Consider the following 21,467-nt stretch of genomic DNA (forward strand, 5'->3'; position numbering starts at 1 on the left):
ATTCATCCATTCGGCGGCAGTTTTTCGACGTTTTCAAAAGCACGGGTCAGCAAAGAAACAAACATGGCTTTTTCGGCATCAGACATCCCCTGTGTGATCAATTCTTCAGATTTCGAGAAGGCATCACTCCTCTCGCTAAGAAATTGTTTGGCTTTATCTGTTATGTCAATGCGAAGATTGCGTCCATCCTTAGGGTTGCTATTACGCGTGATAAATCCGGACTTTTCCAAACCGTTCAATAAATTCGTCACAGACGGACCGCTTAAAGCCATTGTTCTTTCAAGATATTTTCGATTGATCTCTATATGCTCCTCAATGGATTGATGAATATGCGAGAGAAGAATCGCTTGCGAGCTATTCAAGCCATGGTCCTTCAGAAGCTGGTCGATGATTTCCCGGACCCGTTGTGCAATTACTTTGATGTATAGGCTATAGGGGTACATTTCGAAAACGCTTGGCATAGGTTTCTCCTTTAATTCATGTAGATGTCTACACTATATATGGGGTATTTATTTTTGTCAATGACTCGTATGTATTGACGCCACTGCCCTCATTCCAGCTTTCCTGCAGGGCCTCTTTACCCTTTTATTCTCTGATTTTTTTCGCAGTTACTTAGGATAACGTTCACCGCACATGAATCTTAAACTATCATGCCCGTTAGTTTAACCCCGAACAGAAAACAGCCATCTCCCCCCCAGCGGACGGAAATGGCTGATATAACGGTACCGGGTAGACGTTTTGTCGCCGTCATCGAGCCTTCGCGAGTTTCGTGCCGCGAACCGATGCCGCAGCGTATACGACAAGCGCTGTCCAGATGAGCGCAAAGCCGATGAGAAGAACCGGCGAGACCGATTCTTTGAACACGAATACGCTCAGTAACAGCATGATCGTCGGCCCGATATATTGTACGAAGCCGAGTGTAGACAGCGCCATCCGGGCGGCCGCTCGCGCAAAGAAAAGCAGCGGTAGCGCTGTTACCACGCCGGAAAGAAGCAGTTCGACGAAAGTGGACACAGGTAGCGTCCATGCCGTCGTTTTTCCCACGGCGGCCAAATAGATCCAGTAGCCAAGCGCAACGGGCAGGACTACAGCTGTCTCCGACAGCAAGCCTACAGAAGCGTCTTGTCCGATCTTCTTCTTCGCGAGGCCGTACAAGCCAAACGTCGCAGCCAGTGAGATTGAAATCCATGGGAACCGTCCGTAGTCGATGGCGATGATGAGCACCGCGGCGCCAGCAATGGCAATCGCGAGCCATTGGCCACGGTTTGGCTTCTCACGAAGGAAGACAACCGCAAGCAGCACGTTCACCAACGGGTTCAAATAATAGCCTAGACTTGTCTCGACGACATGGTCGTTGTTGACCGCCCAGATGAAGATGAGCCAATTGGCAGCGATCAGCAGTCCGCTAGCGGTGAGCGACAGCAGGAGCGAGCGGCTAGCCGCAATTCGTTTCATGTCACCCCAGCGACGCTGGACTGCGACGAAAATACCCATAAAGACGAACGACCAGACAACCCGATGTGACAGTATCTCGCCTGCCGGCACATCGTTAAACAACTTCCAATAAAGCGGGAGAATCCCCCACATGATATACGCGATAATAGCATTGACCAATCCATTGTTCATCATCAATTTCCCTCTCCTTACTCCGATGTCTTAACGGATTATACGCCTCGATCATCGTTTAAGTAAAGGGATTAATATTTTAGCCCAAATCCCCGAATGCTCCTTTACGCTCACTTTTCGTTTTACTAACATCACATCAATAGTAAAATAATCGCCATATGCTCCACTTCAGACCGTTAAATCATTTTCTGATTTTATAGTAATAGCTTCTTGTAAAAGTCTTTGGAGAACAGCAGCAAAAACGGCGATCACCATAGAGGCGAAAATAATGACCAATCCCATTGGTATGAAACTTGGAGGGTCAACTCTCCTTCCCATGAGATAGTAGAGTGGCATACCTAACAGGTACAGGGTACTGATTGTGATGGCACAGTATCTTATATTTTTTAATGCTTTTACCGATAATTCCGAGAACGCTTGGTTCTTATCAATATTGCTTAATAGTTTAAAGGCATTATACAGAGCAAAGTAAAAAGGAATCGCTGCTGCGTACATATCCATTAAAACGAGAGATTTCATATAAGCTATTTTGGGATACAATTCTCCAGCAAAACTCCCGATCTTAGGCACTAAAAATATGCACAATGCGAGAATTGGTATTCCAATCATAATAACAGCCATCTTCAAAAAGAGTGTTGTTCCTCGTTTCATAAGTGCACCTCACTTATTTGATGTCAGTTTTTACTTTGCCACATAATTTATTGTTTTACAATAAATTAATATCGTTTTATATAAAAATAAAGAGCATTTCTCATGACAAAGAAATGCTCTTCCTTTAAAATGTTAAATTTACAACTCATTCAACAAAACTGTCCGTTAGCTTAACGCCTGCAGCCCAAATATAGCATCGGTTTAACACCGGGCCTGCTCATTCACGACCTCATCGATACATTTTGATCCGTTAACCGCTTCCATAACGATAGTTCGTGTGTCCACTTCTCAAACCATTCTTTATCTTTCCAATCCAAGGAGAGATCTATAAGTTCCGGTAAATCGTCCATACATATTACAGCGTCGTTATTCCAAGAAACCCGATCCGTAGAAACTTCGATAATTCCCAAATCATGTGGAATTGTGGCTTGAACCAAAACCGTGGATTCCCGCATCAGCAACAAAAAGCCGGTTACCTTCTGCCCTCTGTAGCTGGCAAATACCCAATCTCCTTCGGTCATAATCCCATCAGCCTCCAATGAACCTGTTACTTAGAATTAAAGGATCGCCCTTGTTTATGTTTATGCTTAATGTCATCAAATTAGAAAAAAGCGCCTGATTATTCCAAGCTACCTTTGGTTAGCGTCTGGTCAGTTTATATTATTGGATCGCGGATCTCTAACTCAAATCAACGTTGTCACCATTGGCTTTCTTGGCGCGCATTGTGATTTTACCTAAACACTGTTTCGGATTCGAATACCCATGTTCAACTTCACCAAATAACTTGGTTAATAATGACTCAAGCTCACCTAAGGTTGTTTCTTTTGGTAGTTTGAAAACACGCGCTATTTCCGTACTTTGATAAGCATCTTCTGTACCTTGAACTTCCACTTTCCCAAACGCCCTCACTTCAATTTCAACTTTCATGAAGCACACCTCCATAATCATTTCCCTCATAATTCAGGCATGCAATTTCAGCTGATATCTACCTTGTCCTCTGAAGACAGCAAATCCCCCTTCAGAATAAATACTCAAAGGGGGATTTGACTATTTCGCTATTCTAATGCAAGTCGTTGACTACGATTGAAGCTTGCAAATCTCCTTATCCATAAGAAGCTTGATAAATAACCCGCCTTGTACCGATCTGTTCTGGAAACCAACCATCTTCGCGTCGGTCGTCTGGTACCAATCGGTCATCGGAACGCGGCTCTCCGATTGATCGTAAGCGAGCCATAACCGATCGACGATCGTATTGAAATCATCCTTGTCTTTGCAGAGCGCGGCACTCCACACGATCCAATCGGATTTGGTGTAGGTGTTGCGATTGTCCAGCATAAGGCCGTAGGCACCCGAATGCTTCTCGATATAGGCTTGCGTCTCTGCCTTGAACGTATCCTCAGGGAATAAGTTCAGGCCGAAGATTTTATCCCAGATGGCATTATACTTCATGCTAAAAGAGCCGGGGCGATCGAATGCCAGACGGAACGTACCGTCATCGTTTGCAGCCATAGACTTCCATTGCTCCGCCATCGATCGGGCGAGTTCCATGAGTTCCTCTGCCTTTTCCTCGTTTCCTGCCATGCGGTTCAAGATAGAAAAGCTGGCGATACCCATAATCGCTTTAAGCGACAAGTTGCAGTTATGGGCCAAGTGCCCTGCAAAATCGTCGGTACACAGCTGGTTATCCGGATCGATGCCGTTTTGGATCAAGTACTGGCACCAAGTTTCAAGATGTCCCCAGTTTTCTTGTGCAAATGAAATATCCTGCTCAGTTATCGCGACAGCCGCAGCGCATATTAACATATTGCCGCATTCTTCGACCGGCATTTGCCAGTCGGGTGTAGTTCCGTTGCTGTATACTTGCCCATTCAAAAGCGGGTAGGTGCCCACATCGTGGGGAGCAAAGTCATAATGCCAAACCTCGGTTGAAGCGTACTTGAAAATCGGCCGAAGCATCCCTTTCACCAATTCGGGATTATATAGCAAAAATTGTGGAATGGATGGGTAAGTCACGTCAAGCGTAGCCGCACAGCCATTGCTGAAGTTCTCCTTGGAAATGAACAGAACTTCTCCATCCGGACCCGCTACGATTTTATGGGCGGCAATAGCTTGCCGGTAAGCGAGGGATACCAGGTCTGCATACTTTTCGCTTCCCGATGCCGAGGCGTCTTGATACAATTTTTCAGCAAACCGTTCGCATTTTTCATACAACGTATCATATTCATTTAGCGCCTGCTTTATAGCCTCTTCAATCGTCTCCCCGTCTTTTCTCCAATAGGCATCCAGCTTTTGATGAAAATATTCGATCGATTTGATATCGTCATAGCCGACTGCAAAAAGCCCTTCTGCATTCTGCTCCGTATCCAGAACGATCGATAGCCCCATGGCATGATTTACGGTTCCGTAGAGGTTTGTATCTTCGGAAGCGCTTACTGAAGCGCCGCTATGATTGGATGCGAGATAGACGTAGCCCCAGTTAACTCGAAGATCATCCCCGCTTCTGGTTAACGGATGCTGAATGCTGCTGCCCACCTTGCCGCAAGCAAAACCAGGTTCGCTCAGATCCGTATACACGGTCGGAAACTCATATTTTAAGTTTTGGCATAACTCTCCATCTACGGTGATGGCAACTGTGACGTCATGTTTTTTCCCGTCGTTCGACTCGGTTGTCACATGAATATAGGACACTGGTCTGGACATGAGCTTCAAATCATCCAACAGCAGCGGAGTCGTGAACGTAACGGTTAACCGAATCTCATCGCATGCAAACTCGTATTGGCTTGACAAAGCATGAATATCCAATTTTGTCTGCTCCATGAGCAGGCTATCCGGCTTAATGCCCATGAAAACATATTCTTTCCCATCAACCAGCACAGTGCCGGTCATCCGGTGAGGTTTGCCCGTCCAATGCTTGGTGTCCGATTCATTGAGCTTGTCTGCCATGGACCAGACGGAAAAGTAAGGATCAACCGTAATCAGCGGAACAGCTGGTGCACGAAGATTCATTTGGATTCCTCCCATTAATGCGTTTCTTAGTGTATAATTTATCATGTTCCGAAACGTAATTTAATAGGATTTATCATTGTAAATGTGAGGATTATCATGATGAACGAAACCATTTTCAATTTTTGGCATCTTAATGATTCCAAGCTTCCACTCAATGTGCTCATGTCGGGCATCTCTTACTGTGATAAGAATTACCGGATCGAACGCCATGGAGAAAACCTGTACTCGTTTGAATATATCATCGACGGCAGCGGCGTTCTAGAGATCAATTCCCAAACGCTGTACCCTCAGAAAAACGACGTTTACATATTGACTAAAAACAGCGACCATATCTATTATTCCAGCGAAGATCAGCCCTGGATTAAAATTTGGATTATTTTTAATGGTGATTTTGCCGAATCTTTATTCAAACAATATCTCCCTGAAAATACGTATCTCATCAAGGAGTGTAACATTCTCTCCTATATGAATGAGATCATTAACCTATCGTCGGCCACACATATGGACTATCCCAGCTTTATAGACGAAGTAACCGTCCTTCTTCTTAAAATCGTATTGCGCTTAAAGAACCATTTAAAACATAAAGCGCCAACCGTATCCGAGCAGATCAAGTCGTATCTGGACGGCAATATCGAGAATAAAGTGGATTTGGACGATCTGTGTGAACAACTCGGCTATTCGAAAAATCATATGATCAAGATGTTTCGGGAAACGTATGGGATCACGCCTTACGCCTATTTTCGCAAACACAAAATTGAATTGGCCGAGCAATATTTACTGAATACCCATCTCAGCATTAACGAAATTTCAAACAAGCTGAATTTCGCCGACCAACATTATTTCTCCTCTGTCTTCAAATCCATTGCCGGTGTTTCCCCTTCAGAGTATCGGCAGATTAAAAAATAACAATGACGTCGTCTTCCATCTATTCAGATGAATGCGCAACCGATTTGATATCATTTTGACTTAAAAATTTCATTAAATCATTGCTCAGCTGCACAATCTCATTGTTAGCACGATTCGCATAATCCGGCAGCATCATATCGCTGACCATTTTAGTTCGCAGCCATGTCAAAAAGAAAAGATCCAAAAATAAGTTCGGAAATTTAAGCACCATTTTAAGCATGGGTGGATCAATTGAAACGCCAGCTTTTTGTATAGCCCTTAAATACGCTTTTAAAGTGACTGTTATTTTGCGTGCCGTCTTTCTGGTTCTGATTGTTTTTTTGTCAATTATATTATTCTCAGAATGCAAAACGCTCAACATGGCAATGTCGGATACGGAATGTGTGATGAGATACGCTTGCATATCCTTTTTAATAACGTAAGGAAGCTTTGCTGTTTTAAATAATTTTGCGAGTTTTTCGATGCGTTCTGTCACTTCACCATTCATTTCTCCAAATGCAGTTGCCGCTATAATCTTTGGTAGAAATCGAGCATGCAATACTCCATCTTTAATCTGTCCGCCGAAGCCGGGAAAAGCGGGTAAAAGACGATCCCCTACGATATCCAGCCACGAAGAAAATCCAATTGAATTACTAGTCATCGTAACTATGTGTTTGCTTTGATTATCTTTTAGCGCTAACAACGCTGATTCGGACCGGTCATAACGAACGGTGACGAAAATAAAATCGTAAATATCGTCATTTTTGAGCGTATCAATGACCTTCACTTTTATCGATTTTACTGAACCTTGTTCTTTATACTGCAGGCCATTTTCTCTTAATGATTTATATCTAATAGAATGGGCAAACAGGGTAACATCAAACCCTGCTTCAATAAGCTTCATTGCGTACATGCTCCCGATGACACCTGCACCAAAAATTAAAATTCTGTCTTGTTTTGCTGACATGAAAACCACCCCTACTTATTAACATTTCCTTTGGATTATCAGACAACGTGTTGTATGATGTGATCATAAATCTTTATTATTCCTTGATCAACCATCAGTATTTTAGGATTTGTCGGATGATATTTTTATTGGCTAGTAGGAGGGTAACATGAAAAAGCAACCCCAAATAACAGAGAAAACAAGACAAACGTTTATAGAAGTTTTTTGTGAGTTATATAGCCAAAAGCCGATTGAGAAAATTTCAGTTCAGGAGATTGCGAAAAAGTCAGGATATAACCGCAGCACCTTTTATCAATACTTTACTGACATTTACGAATTGTTAGACTCTGTTGAAAATGACTTATTGAATGACATGAAAAAAGAATTGGCGAATCAAGAGCTATCGATGCATACGTTTCAAGATACGCTCTATTGTCTGGACAAAAGAGAACATCTCCTGGTTCTTAATGCCCTTTTAGGAGATTATGGAAGCGCCCGTTTTTTAAAACGCTTAAAAAAAGAAATCACTTTGGGGCAATTAGAATTAAACGTTCCGCAAAACCACTCCTTAACGCCATACTTCATTGAGTTTTACCTTACAACTTCCCTTTCTTTATTTCGACTTTGGATCCAGCGCCAAAAGGATTTATCGTCAGAACAATTTTTCAAGCTAGTGGAGAACCTGTATTCAAGCGGGATTACGCCCTATTTTAAAGAATGAGTCTGTCTTCAGACCGATGAATTCCCGGATCGGCTGTCGTCTATATAAACGAAGGCATAAATGAACACAAACTAATTTGACGAAGAGGTGTTTTGAAAATGGCATTAATGTCCGCATTCACGAGCTTCAACCTGCCTGTAAAAGACGTAGCACAATCGAAAGCGTTCTTCACCGGACTCGGATTCGAGCTCAATCCGCAATTCCCCGAAAACGAGAATTCGGTAGCCATCGTGATCGGCGACAACCTGCAGGTCATGCTGATCAATCAAGCATTCTTTAATACGCTCACGGAGAAGGAATCCGTCGATACGAGCAAGTATGCGCAGATGACGATCGCATTGGCCTTCGAGAGCCGGGAAAAGGTCGATGAAATCGTGAATACCGCGGTCTCCTTGGGCGGGAAATTGCACGCTGAACCTGAAGATCATGGGATCATGTATCATTGGGGCTTCGTGGACTTGGACGGCCATCTGTGGGCCATTAACTACATGAACATGGATGCGGCACAAGGTTAAGGCTAACGGGGAGCATGCTCATACCAGGGTTTAAAAATAATAGACGCCGGGCATCTTCCCCGGCGTCTTCTTCGTGATGATTAGTTTTGTTCGGTATAGGCCTTGAAATTGTCCATGATCGCTTGCCAGCCTGCTTGCTGGAACTCGACGGGATTGGAACTTTCCGCGTCGAACGTTTCAATGACCTTCGTCTCATTCCCTTGATCGACGAAAGCAATATCCACTCTTCTTCCGTCATCCATGGTGTAGCCGATCGCTTCATGCAGATTCACGACATCGTAGACGCCGCCAAAATCAAAGCCCATGCTGCCATCCTTCGCTTCCATCCGTGTCGTAAACTTGCCGCCAACCCGCAGATCGTTTTCCGCTCTCGGCGCATGCCAGTCCTCGGACGCTTGATTCCACTTCGTGATGTGCTCCGGCTCGGACCAATAGCGCCATACTTTGTCGACGGGGGCTTGAATGACGGTTTGTACGGTTACTTTCGTTGGTTGATTCGTTTCCATTTGATTGGACACCTCTCTCATCATATTCGTCGTTTGGTTAGTCTCAATAATATAGACGAATGCCAAATACGAAATTCATCGGTCGAGTCGCTTAGGCATCCCAAATCGCGAAAATAATTTTGTATTGATGAAGTTTTGAACGTGAAGGATTTGATTTTCTTTTGTTTCGATGACGTGAATGCCCCAGGGTACCAGGCCAGAGCCCTCTTTGTCCGGCATATACTGGGCCAACGCCGGATAACCGCCATTCACCGTAATCGGCACAAAACGCGAACCTTCGCAATGCCAGCGAGTAAGCGAATAGAAGGCGGACAAATCTTCCTTGCCGTGGATCCACATCTCGAAGGGCGGCATCGACATGCAGCCTTCCTCGTGGAACAAAGCGACGAGCGCAGCAATATCGAATTGCTCGAAGGCCTCCACATACCGGGACAGCAGCTCCTGCTCCGGTTGAACGTCCATGCTGCTGAGCTCATCCGAGCGAAGCTGCGCCCGGTCCATCGTCTCTCGGGCTCTCTGCAAGGCGCTGTTCACCGCTGCCGGCGACATCGCCAACGTATCAGCGATCTGCTTGGAGGACCATTCAAATACATCCTTCAAAATGAGTACCGCGCGCTGCCGCGGAGGCAAGGTCTGCAGGAGAGCGATGAAGCACAGTTGAAGGGTATCTCTGCGGACGAGCCGATCCTCCGGATTGCCCCCAAAGTCGGGAGACGGCCAGATCCAGGCAGAGTCCGGCTGCGTGTCGCGCGGCTCGACGATGGCGACGGCCGGGTCGAACAGGTCAACGGGAAGCGCGCGGCGTTTGGATTGTCTCAGCTTGTCCAAGCACAGGTTGGAGGCAATCCGATAGACCCAAGTTTTGAACGAGGAATCCTGTCTGAACGTGCTCCAGCTCTGCCAGACCCGAATACTCGTCTCCTGAACAGCATCATCCGCATCGTCCATGGAGCCTAGCATTCGGTAACAGAACGAAGTTAAGCCCGGCTTCAAGCTTGCAAATAATGGTTCGTCAAATACCTTCTCGTTCATCGTGTCCTCCCTTAGCGATCTCCCCGAAGGGCAGTACCTTCATTATATTCAATGAAGCGGTCTAATTCATCAACTGTTTCTGGGCATTTTTATGTCTAGGCATTTTTCAACCCAAGGGACACCTAGCATATAGTTTTTAGTTTGAGCTTTGTAGCACTAAGAAAACTATATTCGCTGAGTCTGGCACATTATTTTTAATCTAGAACTCAATTTTCTCCTTATACTTATCACACTCAGTTCTTCTATCGACCCTGCTCAACCACGTATTATAAAATGCTAAAAACTACATCAACAATGAGAATCCTTATTAACCACGGTTAACCATATATGTTCTTGTCATATCGTTTAAATAGAAAAAGCCGCAGTTACGCGGCACTCAAGCGTGTTAAGAACTAAATATATCTCTATTCAGATTCACAATGTCTTGGTGCGAATATCCCCCGTTGGCTGCCGATAGTCTCTCTATCACTTCATCCCGTAGGAATGGGGCTTTTTCTTTATTTGCCTTATTTAATGCTTCGGTTAGTTCCTCTTTGGTAAGTTCTGTGCAGTATGCAGGAGTTCCCGGCTGTTGTCTCCACGAATCACTTAAAGATCCGCTATCTACTGGGTCGAAGCCTAGCTCATTTACGATGTTCATGGTTATTTGTTTATGCAACTGGTTATCACCAGCAATCGCTATGGCAATGCGGCCTCTCGTACCTTCGGGAGTCCCTTTATGTTCTAACGTATAGGCTAACAGATTGTTGAAAGCTTTAGTGATGGGTCTCCCTAACTGATTTGATACCCAAACACTTTCAACCATCCCTTTCTCAATTTCATGGATTTTGTTGTCTCTATATGGATAATAATTTGAGGTGTCTAGAATGACTACGTCCTCCCCCGCTTGATCTACAATGTTGCGAATGCTTGGCAGTGCGTGGAAAGGGATAGATATGGCTAGAACATCAATGTTTGTAATTACCTCATTTACATTCACAGGTGTTCCTGCAAGTTCTTTTCCTTCTAGCCGTTCAATACTGCGAGCATCTGCAATTTTGACATCATGTCCATTCTCAACTAATTTTTTTGAAATATTTAACGCGATTGGTCCTGCACCTATAATTCCAAATCTCATTTTCATTTCTCCTGTCCTATTCTAAGTGTTATATTACCGTGGTGACAGTCTGGTTAACTGGCAACTACGACGGTTAACAAGACTTAATTTCTATTTTTGCATCCCCAAAATACCAAGAGTTAGTAAGTAACCTGTTGTCAACCAATCCTATATCTCCTTGATGTAGTTAGTTAGTTTGCTAAGTAAAATTCCGAAGAGATAACTTATAATAAGTTACTCTCCATTTGCTTTAAAAGCCTCCTTAATAACAAGCGTTCTTCGGGTAAAATGGTGTGCAGTAATTTTCCCTGCTGTTGTCTCCATTTCATTTCAACCGGGTTCTCTAATGCTTTGCCTTTGTCGGTTAGAAAGATTCGCATTACCCTAGCATCATGTTCATCACGTTTACGATATATAAATCCGTTTTGCTCCAGTGATTTAACCATATTAGTTACTGTAGGCGGTTCACATTTTAAATGTTCACATAGCTGCATTTGTGTTACCCCATCGCCTAACCATAATCGATAAAGTAAATTTTCTTGGCCGACATAAAGGTTAAGTTCTCTTAGAGACTCGCTGTAATCCCGGCGCATTTGGGAAGAAATTCTATCTAACGACTGACGAATATCACAATCCACTGTATCTGACATTCATTTATCTCCTCATTTAAGCATCTTGTTATGATGAAGCGGGCTCAATATATCATGGTGAAATTCTGGTGTCAACTGAGCTTAATATACATAACAGGATGAAATGCAGTGGGCTGCGAATTTCTTTAAAAGGTGAACTGAACCTCCCACAGACCATTTGTTAAGCAAGCTGCTTCTCATGTTGTACGCTCGTTTTTTTTCTTCACCTTCATTCTGTATAGGCTTAGAGATAAATCACTCTCTTTTGTGTTACAATAATACTTAGCCTGCTAAATAAATGTTCGTTTCAGTTGACTGCTCAATGGTATTGACATTATCATAAATAGTTTTGCTGGATCTGCAAAGAGGGCAATATAAATGAACGTAGTACATCTTTTTGTACCATTGGACTGGGAGTGATATCAATGAGAGTCTGTAATGAAGGATTTGATAAAGAGTTTATGGATGAAAATAGGGATATGTACGCGATTGCCTTTACACAAAATATTCTTTCAGGACGGTGGAAATACTTTATATTATGGTATTTAAAAGGGGATACACGTCGTTATACGGATATAAAAAAATTTGTTGGGGGGTTATCACAAGGTTCTCTTACAAAGCAGCTAAAAGAGCTGGAAACCGATGGGGTTATTAGACGTGTTGTTTACCCGGAAGTCCCACCACGAGTAGAGTATTCGTTAACCGATAAGGGAAATAAATTACTGCCGATCCTTGAAAAAATGGAGGACTTCGGTAAGGAATTCGGCAGTTAGGATGAATCCCAGCTTAATTTGATCGCTATAAAATTTCACTTTGAGATGATTTGCTGGAGGATCCTTAATAATCTCTATATTGTCTAGGGTATGCATTTCCCTTCCTTATTTTATTTAGGAAGCTTTTGAATGATATCGGAATAAACTTTGACTTTTGTATTTAACTCCACCCTTCTGCCGTTCTCATCGTTGTATATAGCTATTGCTGATCCTCCGTATCTATTTTCCATAAACAGGACGTTACTAATATGGTAGGCCTCAAAAAGTGGATCAGTATCAAAAATAAAATGAGGGGGAATATTCCCAGATGTTTTGGATCGATCATCATCCGCAAATTGACCAATAGCTTTGGCTATCCCATCCTTAATTTCAACAAGAGTCGTATTGCGACCGTCCAGTAGCATGTATACATCTGCTCTTCCTACAGGGAAAGAATACTCATGGTAGACCCCAGAGAAATCAAGCGGTTTAAAATCAAACTTTATAGGCAAAGAAATTGCGGCTTTACGTGCAGCTTGCAAATTCTCTTGAGTCATCTGCTGCATATCAAATTTATAACTGTCGGAGTTCACAAAAACCATTTTGCGAAGGGTTTCATAGTCTACATGGTAGCCTAAGGCTTCACTCACAAATCGAATAGGGACAAGCACGCGTCCATCCTGATTTTTTGCGGTCTGATCCATTTGTATCTTTTGACTTCCCTTATATGCGACCCTACTGCCTACAGTAATCTTTAAGTATTCTCCGTTTTTATTCTGTAAAGTCACTACCTTTGAAGAAGGATTCCAGCTGTAATGTATCCCTAAAGACGCTAATGAGCGGATCGGAATAAACAAGCGATTATTATCCATAGTCGGGTGTACATCCATTGAAATAAATTTCCCATTCACGTTTATTTCCACAGGCCTTTTATTATATTCTGCCGCTGCATGAGACTGGGTGTTGCCCATAAAACTAAAACTAACTAGAGCAAGCATGATGACAAGTTTTCTCAAATTTTCTTCCTCCTAAGTTCTTAATCACGTTGTGGCGACCCAGTGTAGTTATGTGCTTATTAGCTGCCCACCTCGGCTTCAGCCTCTATGTTCGTGAACCAGAACGTATTACTGGTTTCATTATCGCATCCAGTTAGCTTGTAATAGGAGTCTAACTCTTTGTTCTTCTCGAGCTCAATCCCCCGACACACCGTGCTCGGACGACCTGCATCGCTACCAAACCCGTCCATAGAGTTGTCATACGTATACGTAATCGCCTCAGCCCCATCATAGACCAGCTCATAGAAGATCGGGTCACCTTCAATTGTATATTGCGTTATACGCACCTGATTCGGCACACCCTTGTCGAGATTCTCCAAAAACAGCTTCCACTTGTCGAGATTGTATATCTTCCCGTGAACGTTCACGATATCTCCATTCGCGGCTGCTTGGTCAGCACCATAAGGGTCAGACACAGCGGGGAACTCTTTCGGCTTTGCTGGCGGTGAAACCGTCTCCCCCGGTACAGGAGCAGTGAAAGGACTGGTCGTATTATCGCTAGGTCTGTCCGACTTCTCATTGCAGCCCGATAGCAAAACTAATGTAGCCACTAATATTAACACCCGTTTGATCATGAATGATCACCTCATATTTAACAACGCTATAGCGAGTATGAATGTTTCAATCGCAGACGCGAGTTCATTAGCTCCATGACTAATTAAATTAGTTTTTTACACAATACTGCACCGTAAGTTGAGAAAAAAGGCAGCCGGTTTTGGGGTTGGCTGCCTTCATTTGTCTTCATTGAACTATCGTTTCCCTTTATATTATTTATGTATTATCAGAATTTTTTTAAAAATATTGATATATATGAATATGGACCACATTGCAATAAAATACAGGCCGTGCCTCAGGTCTTTTTGATCTGTAGGAACGGCCTATTCTGATTCGCCTCTATTTGTCTTCTATAATACTAATGATTTTCTTGATCACCGTGACCGCTTCCGCCCGGGTCGCTTGGACTTGGGGCTTCACTGTGCGATCAGGGTATCCCGTGAGGATCCCTCGTTCTACCGCGGACGCAACTGCATTTTTCGCCCATTGCGAGATCCGATCCCCGTCGGTGAAGGACGGAGTACTCTTCGTGTTCTCCAAATGTAAGGCATTCGCCGCCATCACCGCCATCTGCTCCCTCGTGATGGGCTGATCCGGCACGAAGGTATTACTGTCGTAACCCCGGATCATTCCATTGGCATAAGCCGTGGAGATCGCAGCCCGGGCCCAATGGTTCTCTGTATCGATGAATACTTTATCCGCCTTCGGTTTCCATTGCAGGACCGCGGTCAGAATCGAAACAAACTCTGCCCGTGTAATCGGACGGTTCGGCCGGAATGTGCCGTCCGGATACCCTTTTACAATCCCGCTCCCCGCCAGATGCTGGATCGTTTCTTCAGCCCAATGGCCCCGGATATCAGTAAATACAGCTGCAGATTCGTTGTTAACAACCGTTCGGGCGATGGCCGCGAACTTGCCGAGGTGGTTGATTGTCCCGCTGACCATGCCGTTCTCGAAATCGATTTGCGGATCCCCCAACGGCACCCATTGCCTGGTATCCTCGTTTAGCCAGCAGAGCAGAATTTGATCGCCATCCTGCCGGGTCACATCAGCGTTCAGGCGCAGCTTGACGGTCACATTAACAAGGAAATTCCCCGGCACGTCTTTCTTCATTTCGAATACTCGGCTGGTTAGATGCTCATGATCGGACAACGGGAGAGTATCCGTACCGGTTATTTTGTTAACCGTCACTTGGAAAGGGCGGTCCAATGCACAGGCGGGAAACGAGATCTCGCCGCCTTCGAACTTAACCACACCGCCTTTCAATCCGACCACGCTTGCCGCACCGCAATTCAATCCGTCCAGGTTCGTGTTTGCCGGCAATGGCGCCGAACTGCTGCTTTCCTGGCCCAAGCGGAACCGATTCGATACGGCTTCCGTCGAGTTGCCCACCCGATCAGACGCTCTTACATGCAGGTACCAATCGCCGGTCGTCCCGCTCTTCGTCAGGTCGGTACCGCTGGCAAACGGCGCCCAACCTTCCGCTGGCGCGGAGAGATCCGTCGTCCATGCATACTGAAGTGTTGAATGATCGATTCCGCTTCCGGTATCCATCGCCGTCGTCCGGGATGTAGCCGATGAGGCCACGGATTCCCTGCCGTTCGGGGAGAACGCGATGGCAGGAGGCGTTCGATCGATCTTCACCTTCAGCACGTCAGACAACTGATGGCCGGCCTCATCCTCCGCTTGGAAGACGATCGCGTGGTCGCCATCCTCGGTGATCTCGATCGGGGAACTGTTCGTATAGGCTTGCGGAGATCCGCCGTCCAACGTATAGGTGAACGAGGCAATCCCGCCGGTTCCCCCCTCAGCGTACACGCTGACGGTCACGCTCTGGTTCGTCCATTCCCCTTCCGCATAAGTGCCTCCATCCGATTTTACCATCGTCGGGGTCAATGCCAACCCGCTTGAACCGATTTTAACCGTGCGCCGTTCCGCTGTTTCCATTCCCGCCGCATCTGCCGCCTTGAAATCGAGGACATGGACACCATCGTCCTGCAATTCAATGCTAGTCGTATAGGGCGACCAAGTCTCGCCGCCATCCAACGAGTAGGCAAACTCGTTAACTTCGGCTGTTCCCTCATAAACAGATGCGCTCACCGACACCGGTTGGTTCGTCCACGTTCCGTCTTGGTAATCGCTGCCGTCAGCCGTTGTCATTGTGACCTCGATATTCGGCGGCCAGGGTTGGTCCGACACGCTGGGCAATGGATTATTCGCCAGATCGACGATACTTCCCGCTTGCGAATCGTACGACAGCCTGATATCCTGGCCGCTGCGCAATGGTTCTCCTACCGTCAGCTTCATGGTCTTTGCCCCGGCCTTTATGGTATCGACCACTGTGACATCAACCCCGTCCGCCAGAACGGAGAAGCCTCCTGCAGACAGCAAGTTCACCTCTTCATCGAACGTCAGCAGGATGCTATCCGGCTGTTCGATCCGTATATTCACGACCGCCGGAGGAGCTGCGTCCCGGCCTATATTCGCCTTAATTCCTTGTAAGAAAGGATACGTTTTCCCTTCTTCAATCGTCCAGTACCCACTGAAATCCCAGCTCTCGAAGGTCGACTTCCGCTTCAAGGACGCCGTCGTCTGACCGCCTCCATGTCCTGTCGCTGCGGCATCGTAGTATCCCGAGGTTACGATGGAAGTCGGGCTGAAATCCCTCCCAACTAACCCTCCGACCTCCGAACCGGAGCCCGATACGCGTCCAGCGGCATAGGCTCGGTTGATCGTGCCAACATGCCGTCCGACCAGCCCTCCGACTTCCGCTTTTCCCTCGACGGAGCCGGTTGCGTATGTATCCTCGACCAAGCTCCCTAGGTCGGCGCGGCCCACCAGTCCACCGACAGCATACGTGCCAGTGACGGCGCCTGTCGCGTAGGACTGCTTGACGACACCGGGAAGCATCTTGCCGACCAGCCCTCCGACATTGTCAATGCCGCTTACATCCGCCGATGAATAGGACAATTCGACTGTACCTCCGCCAATGTCCCCGACTAATCCGCCGCTGGAATATCCTCCGCGAACACTGCCGCCATCTACCCCTATGCTGCGGACGAGCCCACCATCGCCGAGGTAACCTATCAAACCTACCTGTCCTGTATCAGGGCGGTTAATGATCAAGCCCCGGACCGCATACCCCTGGCCGTCCAACCGGCCGGTGAAGGCCCGGAGCACCGAATCGCCGACCGGCGCGAATCCGGCTCCCTGATCGTCGCTCGTCCCCCACATATCCGCCCGGTTATCGTCCTTGAAGAGATTGCCGAAATCGATGTTATCCGCAAGCGTATAGTTCGCCGTCGGATCCATCGCCATCAACTGAAGCTGGTGAACGTTGCTGATCGTCTGCGACCATTCCGAGCGGAGGAACGGCCGGGTCGAACCGTCAACCATGAACCAGTCCGCATCGAAGTCGAACCCTGTATAGCTCGCTTGGCCGAGGGCTTGTGCGGTAGTGAGCTTGGTCACCACGCATTCGACTCCGTAATCATCGTTGTTATAGCTGCAACCGCTGCTCTGGCCAGAAGTCTCCGAATCCCAGTAGTTATTTTCCATCATGGCGCCGTTATTGGCACCGAGTACTCCGCCGACATCGCCTGACGCAGTGGTAACGGTTCCGGAGGTATACGTCTTACCGATATGTCCGTAAACCGAGATGCCAACAAGTCCGCCGGCGACACGGTCTCCGCTGACGGAACCGATGTTGTACGATTGACTTACGTCTCCACCGTCCAGATTTCCAACGAGCCCTCCTATGTAATAGCCACGGGCCATAACTTTGCCGGAGAAATAGGACCGAGTCAAGTTTCCTCCAAACAGCAGTCCGACAAGTCCGCCTACGTCATTATCCCCCACTACGTTGCCAGTCGCGTACGACTCCGTTATCGTTCTGTCGCTGCGACCCGCCAATCCCCCAACGGCACTATTTCCGCTTACATTGCCTGTGGCGTAGGAAGAGATGATATGGCCGTAATCATAACCGACCAGCCCTCCAACCACTCCATATCCCGTGACATCGACGCTTGAATGAGCTCGCTCGACCGTCCCATTATTGTTCCCCGCCAGCGCGCCGGTAAAATTGCTGCCGATGACGGAGCCGCCTTCAATACCGAGATTCCGGACCACCCCTCCCGTGCCGATCATCCCGAACAGGCCGACACCCTGCTCGGAGGGGCGATTGATCGTCAAATTTCGAATAACGTATCCCGCTCCATCGAACTCCCCCGTGAACTGCTCGGATTTGTCACCGTTACCCCGCTCTCCGATCGGCTTCCAGCCCGCTCCGCCGTCCCAATTCGCCGTATCCGACGCATCGATATCCGCGGCAAGCCGATAGTGTGCCGACAAGTTGTTGCGCATGGCGTTGAGTTGATCCAGCCCCGTGATAATAAAGGGATCCTCCGCAGACCCGCTACCGGCCATGTCGGTTCCCTCCGACTCCGCGTAGATGGGCATTGGAAGAATATCAAATGCCAGCAGCAGAACCATTAAGCATAAGAAAACGCGCTTCATACCATCCGATCCTTTCTTTCTCTCAATCAATAGTCTTTCAAAAGAAATTATAAAAGATCCTTTTGGCTATTGAATCTAACCGCGGTTATAGCCTCGGTTATAGAAGATTAGATCAAATTTGGAAGAATCAGCGGTCACCCCACAGCTCTCGTCCGCGCTTTATCGCCTCCAAGCGATTTTTCGCCTGCAGCTTACTATAAATGCGGTTAATATGCGCTTTGAGGGTGCCCATGCTGATTTCGAGCGTTGCTGCGATCGCCGCATTGTCCATGCCCACTTCCATGTGGCGGAAAATCGCATACTCCTTAGGCGTCAGAAGCGTCTCCAGAGCGGCTGGCGGGATATTCAGCGGATCGGCCGTTCCGCCGTAACAGGCCAAAATTTTGCGGACGTAAGTGAGAGAGGGCGCATTGCGGTCTCGGATGTTCCCTTTTTGGCGCTGCCGCACGTATTCCGCGAGCAGCTCCGCGACAGGCTTGCCCTTGTCGACAAACACGCGGACGTAGTCGTCCGGCTCAGCGTACCCTAACGCCTCTTCCAGCTTGAGCAGAGCCTCCTCCGTCTTGTCCCCGCGCTGGAGCATCATCGCTTGCAGAATCTGCAGATCAAGTGCATCCATCGGACGATGGCCCTTGACCGCGATGGAAAAAAGCTTTTCCGACAACTCCCACGCCTCTTGCCGCTCACCCGTCTCCATCAACACCCGGACGAGGAAGACGTAAACGAACAGCTGATATACGGACACCGGATCGTCCGCGGAGAGCTTGTACCGTTCCTTCCACCGGACGGCCTCCGTAATGTCCCCCTGTTCGAGCCGCAGAGCGGCCATCTCCGCTTCGAGGAGAATCGGCGCTGCATCGGCTTCCTCCTTTTGCGCTCTCGCGCAAGCCTCCTCCAGCCACTTCTCCGCCAGGGCGACGTCTTGCTTCGCTCTTCCGATCCGCGACAGGAATAGGCTTGCGGGGACATACGCTTTTTCCGGCTGATAGGCTTTATGGCTGCTGCCCGCGAGTCCTTGCTTCAAATAGTTCTCCGCCTGCTCCAACTCGTTCCGTTCGTACAGCAGTTCCCCATAGCAAATCACCGTCAAGTCCTGCAAGCCTATCCGTCCCATGAATTCGATCATACTCACGAAAAAGTCGTCCGACAGGCCCCTGGGCAGATGCTTGCCCCGTTTGCCGTTATACGAGCGGAAAACCGATGGAGCCAGCGGCATATAGGGAGACGCGAAAATTAAATCCGTCCCTTCGGGACTATGTCGGAGCGACAAACGGATATACTCCAGCGCTCGGATCATGTCCATGTCATACTGGGTCGCCTTGAAATTGCGAACGTAATACAGGTAACCCAGATAACGGTTCTTTTCCTCTTCTCCCCACATGGTCGAAGTTTCCTCATAATACTGCTCGGCCAGCAGCAAATACCGGTTTGCCTTTTCAACATCGTGGGACCATAACAGCGAGAAAATATACGAAAAGAACAGGTAGGGTCGCTGGATCAACATCTGCTCGGGAATCGCTTGCAACCAGGACCGGATTGCGTGGAACTCCCGGCGGATCATGACGCTGCGCATCCTTTCCAGCAAGCGCATGGCTTCCTCATACCGCTGCCCGGCCAAATAATATCCGACCGCTTCCTCAAGCATCTCCTGTCCCTCGCACCATTCGGCGGCGGCTTGGAACAAGGCGTTCGTTCTGACGGGATCTTGGAGCTCTAGCCGATTCCGCAAAAACTCTCCGAACAAGTGGTGGAACCGGTACCACTCCCTACGGTCATCCAACGGGACCAAAAACAGGCCGACGTCTACCGACTCCGCGAGCTTCACCGATCCGTTACCTCCGCCAACCTTTTCGCACAGAGGACCGTTCATGCGCTCCAGAACCGACACATCCAGCAAGAAACGCTGGGTCCGTTCGTCCAAAGCTTCGAACACTTCCTCCAGCAAATACTGTTCCAAGCTCCCTCCTTCCGGAGGATGGCGCCTCTTGCCGGCATCTGATCGGCCTCCGTAACGCCAAGATAACGAGATTAACTTCAAGCCGGTCACCCAGCCCTCCGTCTCGGCGAGATAACGCTCGATCTGCTCCCTTCGCAGCTCCCGCCCGGAATAGATCCGGAAGAAATCCATCGTTTCCCGCAAATCGAATCGCATCGGATCGGCATCGATTTCATGGATCCAGCCACGGCTCCGCCATCTCGCCTTAACAATACTGGCTGAGGCACGGCTTGCGAATAGAAGATATACGGAAGGAGGTAAATATTCCAGGAAGAATGAAACGGATTCGACGATCTCCGGTTCCACGATCAGGTGCCAATCATCCCAGATCAACGCAAGCGGATTCTGCAGGCGGTTCAATTCGTTCAGTAAATTCACGAGAAACGGTTCAGCCTGTCCGGGATTCAGCGCATCAGCCGCAGCATGGACCGAGCTCGGCAGCTCTCCGATCGTCCGCTCGATAGAAGTCGTGACATAACGCCAAAACCGGACCAGATCGTTATCCTTTTCGTCCAGCGACAGCCAGCCGACGGGAACGTCCGATTGACCTGCCCATTCACTGACCAAGGTCGTTTTGCCGTACCCCGCCGGAGCGGTCAGAAATGTCGCCTTCCCAGCCATGCCTTCATTCAATCGCTCGATCAAATGTGGGCGTGACACGTACTGGACAGGAAGGTGGGGAATCCGTAATTTTGATAAGAGAATCTCAGGGTTGTTGTTATTCCAATCGCTCGTCATCGTCTGGTCCTTTCCCAAGTGAAGGATTCGTTTCGTATTCGTGCTTTCTATTTTAACATGTCGAACCGGGAGAAAGACGAATAATCGCGGCTTCACGGGATCTCTAGTATACGATGAACCCTTAATTACGGATTTGTTCCAGAAGCGTAGCCGACTATGGTATCTACAACGCCGAGCCGCATAAAAAAAAGCCGCATCAATGCGGCTGTTAAGTGTGTATGTTCTTGTCGTCGTGCATTAGTT

19 protein-coding genes are annotated in these 21,467 nt (G+C 47.5%); 4 read left to right on the top strand and 15 right to left on the bottom strand.

Annotated elements, in window-relative coordinates; all coding sequences use genetic code 11:
* Positions 1-2 precede the first annotated feature (2 nt).
* The 6 genes from ABIE48_RS15860 to ABIE48_RS15885 form a co-directional block, all read right to left on the bottom strand.
* Positions 3-461 carry a MarR family winged helix-turn-helix transcriptional regulator gene (locus ABIE48_RS15860; protein WP_145018824.1) on the bottom strand — a complete coding sequence of 153 codons (459 nt, stop codon included), beginning with the start codon at positions 459-461 and terminating at the stop codon, positions 3-5.
* Between the two features lie 286 nt (positions 462-747).
* On the bottom strand, positions 748-1,626 hold the full coding sequence (rarD, locus tag ABIE48_RS15865) for an EamA family transporter RarD (RefSeq protein ID WP_192715253.1): 879 nt from the start codon (positions 1,624-1,626) through the stop codon (positions 748-750).
* Between the two features lie 168 nt (positions 1,627-1,794).
* The gene (locus ABIE48_RS15870; protein ID WP_192713960.1) at positions 1,795-2,277 is read right to left on the bottom strand and encodes a DUF2975 domain-containing protein; all 483 of its coding nucleotides are present in this window, start codon (positions 2,275-2,277) and stop codon (positions 1,795-1,797) included.
* 221 nt (positions 2,278-2,498) lie between these two features.
* A complete protein-coding gene (locus ABIE48_RS15875) occupies positions 2,499-2,798 on the bottom strand; it encodes an IDEAL domain-containing protein (protein WP_192713959.1) in 300 nt (99 codons plus the stop codon).
* 157 nt (positions 2,799-2,955) lie between these two features.
* The gene (locus ABIE48_RS15880; protein WP_145133101.1) at positions 2,956-3,204 is read right to left on the bottom strand and encodes a hypothetical protein; all 249 of its coding nucleotides are present in this window, start codon (positions 3,202-3,204) and stop codon (positions 2,956-2,958) included.
* A 150-nt stretch (positions 3,205-3,354) separates the two neighbouring features.
* Positions 3,355-5,283, bottom strand: coding sequence for a glutaminase domain-containing protein (locus ABIE48_RS15885; RefSeq protein WP_192713958.1), 1,929 nt, complete (start codon positions 5,281-5,283; stop codon positions 3,355-3,357).
* A gap of 96 nt (positions 5,284-5,379) precedes the next feature.
* On the opposite strand from ABIE48_RS15885, the gene ABIE48_RS15890 reads away from it, so the two are divergent.
* Positions 5,380-6,189 (top strand): AraC family transcriptional regulator, encoded by an 810-nt coding sequence (locus ABIE48_RS15890; protein WP_145018805.1) that lies wholly within the window; start codon positions 5,380-5,382, stop codon positions 6,187-6,189.
* Between the two features lie 19 nt (positions 6,190-6,208).
* On the opposite strand, the gene ABIE48_RS15895 is transcribed toward ABIE48_RS15890, so the two are convergent.
* Positions 6,209-7,135 (bottom strand): ketopantoate reductase family protein, encoded by a 927-nt coding sequence (locus tag ABIE48_RS15895; RefSeq protein WP_192713957.1) that lies wholly within the window; start codon positions 7,133-7,135, stop codon positions 6,209-6,211.
* A 148-nt stretch (positions 7,136-7,283) separates the two neighbouring features.
* On the opposite strand from ABIE48_RS15895, the gene ABIE48_RS15900 reads away from it, so the two are divergent.
* Both ABIE48_RS15900 and ABIE48_RS15905 read left to right on the top strand, forming a co-directional pair.
* Positions 7,284-7,835, top strand: a complete 552-nt coding sequence (locus ABIE48_RS15900; RefSeq protein WP_192713956.1) for a TetR/AcrR family transcriptional regulator — start codon at positions 7,284-7,286, stop codon at positions 7,833-7,835.
* 98 nt (positions 7,836-7,933) lie between these two features.
* Complete coding sequence (locus ABIE48_RS15905) at positions 7,934-8,350, top strand: VOC family protein (protein ID WP_192713955.1); 417 nt, start codon at positions 7,934-7,936, stop codon at positions 8,348-8,350.
* An 80-nt stretch (positions 8,351-8,430) separates the two neighbouring features.
* Here the strand turns inward: ABIE48_RS15905 and ABIE48_RS15910 are convergent, their stop codons facing one another.
* From ABIE48_RS15910 to ABIE48_RS15925, 4 genes are all read right to left on the bottom strand, one after another.
* Positions 8,431-8,856 carry an SRPBCC family protein gene (locus ABIE48_RS15910; RefSeq protein ID WP_192713954.1) on the bottom strand — a complete coding sequence of 142 codons (426 nt, stop codon included), beginning with the start codon at positions 8,854-8,856 and terminating at the stop codon, positions 8,431-8,433.
* Positions 8,857-8,931: 75 nt separating this feature from the next.
* Positions 8,932-9,888 carry a sigma-70 family RNA polymerase sigma factor gene (locus ABIE48_RS15915; RefSeq protein ID WP_192713953.1) on the bottom strand — a complete coding sequence of 319 codons (957 nt, stop codon included), beginning with the start codon at positions 9,886-9,888 and terminating at the stop codon, positions 8,932-8,934.
* Positions 9,889-10,273: 385 nt separating this feature from the next.
* On the bottom strand, positions 10,274-11,005 hold the full coding sequence (locus ABIE48_RS15920) for an NADPH-dependent F420 reductase (RefSeq protein ID WP_192713952.1): 732 nt from the start codon (positions 11,003-11,005) through the stop codon (positions 10,274-10,276).
* A 203-nt stretch (positions 11,006-11,208) separates the two neighbouring features.
* On the bottom strand, positions 11,209-11,634 hold the full coding sequence (locus tag ABIE48_RS15925) for a MarR family winged helix-turn-helix transcriptional regulator (RefSeq protein WP_192713951.1): 426 nt from the start codon (positions 11,632-11,634) through the stop codon (positions 11,209-11,211).
* A 404-nt stretch (positions 11,635-12,038) separates the two neighbouring features.
* Between ABIE48_RS15925 and ABIE48_RS15930 the strand changes: the two genes are divergently transcribed.
* The gene (locus ABIE48_RS15930; protein WP_192713950.1) at positions 12,039-12,386 is read left to right on the top strand and encodes a winged helix-turn-helix transcriptional regulator; all 348 of its coding nucleotides are present in this window, start codon (positions 12,039-12,041) and stop codon (positions 12,384-12,386) included.
* 110 nt (positions 12,387-12,496) lie between these two features.
* Here the strand turns inward: ABIE48_RS15930 and ABIE48_RS15935 are convergent, their stop codons facing one another.
* From ABIE48_RS15935 to ABIE48_RS15950, 4 genes are all read right to left on the bottom strand, one after another.
* Positions 12,497-13,381, bottom strand: a complete 885-nt coding sequence (locus ABIE48_RS15935) for a copper amine oxidase N-terminal domain-containing protein (RefSeq protein WP_354519258.1) — start codon at positions 13,379-13,381, stop codon at positions 12,497-12,499.
* Between the two features lie 59 nt (positions 13,382-13,440).
* Positions 13,441-13,995 carry a DUF4362 domain-containing protein gene (locus ABIE48_RS15940; RefSeq protein ID WP_192713949.1) on the bottom strand — a complete coding sequence of 185 codons (555 nt, stop codon included), beginning with the start codon at positions 13,993-13,995 and terminating at the stop codon, positions 13,441-13,443.
* Between the two features lie 319 nt (positions 13,996-14,314).
* Positions 14,315-18,490, bottom strand: a complete 4,176-nt coding sequence (locus ABIE48_RS15945) for an S-layer homology domain-containing protein (RefSeq protein WP_192713948.1) — start codon at positions 18,488-18,490, stop codon at positions 14,315-14,317.
* Between the two features lie 127 nt (positions 18,491-18,617).
* Complete coding sequence (locus ABIE48_RS15950) at positions 18,618-21,224, bottom strand: winged helix-turn-helix domain-containing protein (RefSeq protein ID WP_192715251.1); 2,607 nt, start codon at positions 21,222-21,224, stop codon at positions 18,618-18,620.
* Between the last annotated feature and the right edge of the window lie 243 nt (positions 21,225-21,467).

Source organism: Paenibacillus sp. OAE614 (assembly GCF_040546645.1).
GTDB lineage: Bacteria > Bacillota > Bacilli > Paenibacillales > Paenibacillaceae > Paenibacillus_AQ > Paenibacillus_AQ favisporus.